The organism is Bradyrhizobium sp. ORS 375 (genome assembly GCF_000239775.1).
Lineage (GTDB): Bacteria > Pseudomonadota > Alphaproteobacteria > Rhizobiales > Xanthobacteraceae > Bradyrhizobium.
The window spans coordinates 1-4,110 of record NZ_CAFI01000379.1 but is presented as its reverse complement, the minus strand read 5'-3'; the positions used below and the strand labels follow the sequence as shown (position 1 = coordinate 4,110).

The following is a 4,110-nucleotide window of genomic DNA, read 5'->3' as shown; positions in this document are numbered from 1 at the left end:
GAGTCCCGCCACGGCTCTGGATTGCTTCGTCGCTACGCTCCTCGCAATGACGGTTGTTGCGCGGGCTGTCGCGCCAACCACCAGCGTCGTCCCGGCGAACGCCGGGACCCATACCGTGTGATCTATCAGTAGAAGGTAGTGGCAGACCCGTAGGGCGGATTAGCGCAGCGTAATCCGCCATCGCCTAGCGATAACGGAGCCGGCGGGTTACGCTGCGCTAACCCGCCCTACGAACTGGTACCAAGAGCGCCGCCGGGACCATAACTCGGAGCGACGACGACCTAATCCACCATCTCCGCGACAGCCTTGCCGCACGCGACCGTATCCGCATTGCCGCCGAGATCCCGCGTCCGCAACGTCCGCTCCGCCAGCGTTCGCTCGATCGCGCCGACGATCGACTGCGCCGCTTGCTTCTCGCCGAGATGCTCCAGCATCATCGCGCCCGACCAGATCATGCCGATCGGGTTGGCGATGCCCTGCCCCGCGATATCGGGCGCCGAGCCGTGCACCGGCTCGAACACCGACGGGAAATTGCGCTCCGGATTGATGTTGCCGGACGGCGCGATGCCGATGGTGCCGGTGCAGGCAGGTCCCAGATCGGACAGGATGTCACCGAACAAATTGGAGCCGACGACGACGTCGAACCAGTCCGGATGCAGCACGAAATTCGCGGTGAGGATGTCGATGTGGTACTTGTCCCACTTCACACCCGGATAGTTCTTGGCCATCGCCTCGACGCGCTCGTCCCAATACGGCATCGTGATCGAGATGCCGTTGGACTTGGTCGCCGACGTCAGGTGCTTCTTCGGCCGGGATTGCGCCAGCTCGAAGGCGAACTTCAGGATGCGGTCGACGCCGGTGCGGGTCATCACCGTCTGCTGGGTGACGAACTCGCGGTCGGTATCCGGGAACATGCGGCCGCCGACGGATGAGTACTCGCCTTCGGTATTCTCGCGCACCACCCAGAAATCGATGTCGCCGGGCTTGCGGCCCGCCAGCGGCGACGGCACGCCGGGCATCAGGCGCACGGGACGCAGGTTCACATACTGATCGAACTCGCGGCGGAACTTGATCAGCGAGCCCCACAGCGAGACGTGGTCGGCGATCTTGGCCGGCCAGCCGACGGCGCCGAAATAGATCGCGTCGTGGCTGCCGATCTGCGCCTTCCAATCGTCCGGCATCATCTGGCCGTGCTTCTCGTAATAGTCGTAGCTCGAGAAGTCGAAATGATCGAACTGCACCGCGACGCCGTGCTTCTTGGCGGCGGCCTCGATCACGCGCAGCCCCTCGGGCATGACCTCCTTGCCGATGCCGTCGCCGGGAATGACTGCGATGCGATAGGGCTTCTTGCTCATCGAGCGGATCCTCACATTGTCGCCGGTTGTCCCGGCCGAAATCGTCGATCGCCTGAATGGACCAAACGACGGTCAAGCGCAACGCTGCGGTGCAAGATTGACCGCATGGCTGACGCGCCCGACAATCCGGGCTCCTCCCATCCAGAGAGAATGTCCATGGATCTTCATCTACGCGGCAAGCGCGTTCTCATCACCGGCGCCTCGAAGGGCATCGGCGCCGCCGCCGCCGAGGCCTTCGCCGAGGAAGGCTGCCATGTCCGGCTCGCGGCGCGCAGCGCCGACCGGCTCTCGGCTCTGGTCGAGCAGCTCCGCTCCAAGCACCAGATCGACGCGGCCGCGCATGTGGTGGACCTGCGCCGGTCCGAGGACGTGACGCGACTGGCGCAGGAGGCTGCCGACATCGACATCCTCGTCAACAATGCCGGCGACATTCCGGGCGGCCCGATCGACAAGATCGACGAGGCGACCTGGCGGCACGCCTGGGACCTCAAGGTGTTCGGCTTCATCAACCTGGCGCGGCTGGTCTATGCGCAGATGAAGGCGCGCGGCTCGGGCGTGATCATCAACGACATCGGCGCGGCCGGTGAGAAGTTCGATTTCAACTACATCTGCGGCAGCGCCGGCAATGCGGCGCTGATGGCCTTCACCCGCGCGCTCGGCTCCAAGAGCCTCGCCGACAATATCCGCGTCGTCGGCATCAATCCCGGCCCGGTCGGCACCGACCGGCACGTCACGCTGCTGAAAACCCGCGCAAAACAGCAGTTCGGCGACGAGAGCCGCTACACGGAATTCCAGAAAGGCCTGCCGCTCGGCCGCCCCGCGCACGTCAGAGAGATCGCCGACCTGATGGCCTTTCTTGCCTCCGATCGCGCCGGCTACACCTCGGGCGTGATCTATACCGTCGATGGCGGCATCAGCGCAGGGTGGGGTTGATCCTCCTGCGTCACCACCACCGTCATTCCGGGGCGAGGCCGAAGGCCTCGAATCCGGAATCTCGAGATTGTCTTGTACCGGCTCTGAAACAATCTCGGGATTCCGGGTTCAATCGTCAACGCGCAGCCGCTTCGCGTCTTCGCCTTGACGATTGCCCCGGAATGACGGTGGACACCGCAACCATTCCGCCGATCTGAAACAGTGCGCCGACGGCGGCGATCTTTCCACACCGGACGGAACGTGATCTACGAGACGGCGCCGGGATGCTTCCAATCAGGAGAACCAAGCTTTGGCCGACCAGGGATTGATCCGCGAGACCGCCTGCGCCGTCGTCGACAAGTTGAAGGCCGGCGAGGTCACCCCGCTCGATTGCTTGGACGCGCTGGAGGCGCGCATCAAGGCGGTCGACGACAAGGTCAATGCGCTGCCGACGCTGTGCTTCGACCGCGCGCGCGATTCCGCCAAGGCGCTGATGAAGAAGCCCGCCGGCGAACGCGGCCTGCTCGCCGGCCTTCCTGTGCCGATCAAGGATCTCACCGATGTCGCGGGCGTGCTGACGACGCAGGGCTCGCCGATCTTCAAGGACCGGATTCCGGAACGCTCCGATCTCATGGTCGAGCATCTCGAAAACAATGGCGGCGTGATCTACGCCAAGTCGAACACGCCGGAGTTCGGCGCCGGCGCCAACACCTTCAACGAAGTATTCGGCGCGACGCGCAATCCCTGGGACACGTCACGCTCGGCGGCCGGCTCCTCCGGCGGCGCCGCGGTGGCGCTCGCGACCGGCATGGCGTGGCTGGCGCATGGCTCCGACATGGGCGGCTCGCTGCGCAACCCCGCCAGCTTCTGCGGCATCGTCGGCCTGCGCCCGAGCTTCGGCCGCGTGGCACATACGCCGGCGGTCGCGATCGACCGCAACCTCGGCGTCCAGGGCCCGATGGCCCGCACCGTGGAGGACCTCGCGCTGCTGCTCGACGCGATGAGCGGCGAGCACGCCGCGGACCCGATCTCGCTGCCCTCCCCCGCGACCTCGTTCCTGGCCGCCGCCCGCTCCGGCAAGAAGCCGCTCCGCATCGCCTATTCGCCTGATCTCGGCATCACGCCGGTCGATCCTGAAGTGATTGCCGTCACCCGCAAGGCGGCACAACGTTTCGCTGAGCTCGGCGTCATCGTCGAGGAGGCGCATCCGGACTTCAGCGAGGCGCATGAATGCTTCCATGTGCTGCGCGCGCTCGACTTCGCGATGAGCAAGCAGGAGCTGTTGCGCACTAAGCGCGACCTGCTGAAGCCCGAGGTGATCTGGAACATCGAGGAAGGCCTGAAGCTCACGGTCGCACAGATCGCGCGCGCCGAAGCGCAGCGCGTCGCGATCACCGCGCGCGCCGTGAAGTTCTTCGAGACCTATGATCTGCTGCTGGCGCCGGCGACGATCGTGCCGCCCTTCCCGGTCGAGAACCGCTACGTCGCCGAATGCGCCGGGCACACATTCGACAACTACGTGCAATGGCTCGGCATCGTCTACGCGATCACGCTCGCCTGCTGCCCGGCGCTGTCGCTGCCCTGCGGCTTCACCGCGTCGGGCCTGCCGGTCGGCCTGCAGGTGATCGCGCGCCCGCGCAACGACGCCGGCCTGCTGGCCGGGGCGAAGGTGCTGGAAGACATTCTCGGCGTCGCCGGCTCTACCCCGATCGATCCGCGCGCGCCGAAGTGACGCCCCCCCTCACAAGAAGGCGTCAGCATCAAAGGAAAAGCTTCGCATTGGTCATGAGTGAGAGCGCTCGTGGGGAGCGACAAACGTGGCGGCGATGTCAGTGCGCTCCCT

Annotated in this window: 3 protein-coding genes; 2 read left to right on the top strand and 1 reads right to left on the bottom strand. The window is 65.7% G+C overall.

Going from position 1 to position 4,110, the window contains the following annotated elements; translation table 11 throughout:
* Positions 1-281: 281 nt before the first annotated feature.
* On the bottom strand, positions 282-1,355 hold the full coding sequence (locus BRAO375_RS26105) for a tartrate dehydrogenase (protein WP_009030442.1): 1,074 nt from the start codon (positions 1,353-1,355) through the stop codon (positions 282-284).
* A gap of 156 nt (positions 1,356-1,511) precedes the next feature.
* On the opposite strand from BRAO375_RS26105, the gene BRAO375_RS26100 reads away from it, so the two are divergent.
* Positions 1,512-2,288 (top strand): SDR family oxidoreductase, encoded by a 777-nt coding sequence (locus tag BRAO375_RS26100; protein WP_009030441.1) that lies wholly within the window; start codon positions 1,512-1,514, stop codon positions 2,286-2,288.
* Between the two features lie 289 nt (positions 2,289-2,577).
* The gene (locus tag BRAO375_RS26095) at positions 2,578-3,999 is read left to right on the top strand and encodes an amidase (protein WP_009030440.1); all 1,422 of its coding nucleotides are present in this window, start codon (positions 2,578-2,580) and stop codon (positions 3,997-3,999) included.
* The last annotated feature ends 111 nt before the right edge of the window (positions 4,000-4,110 follow it).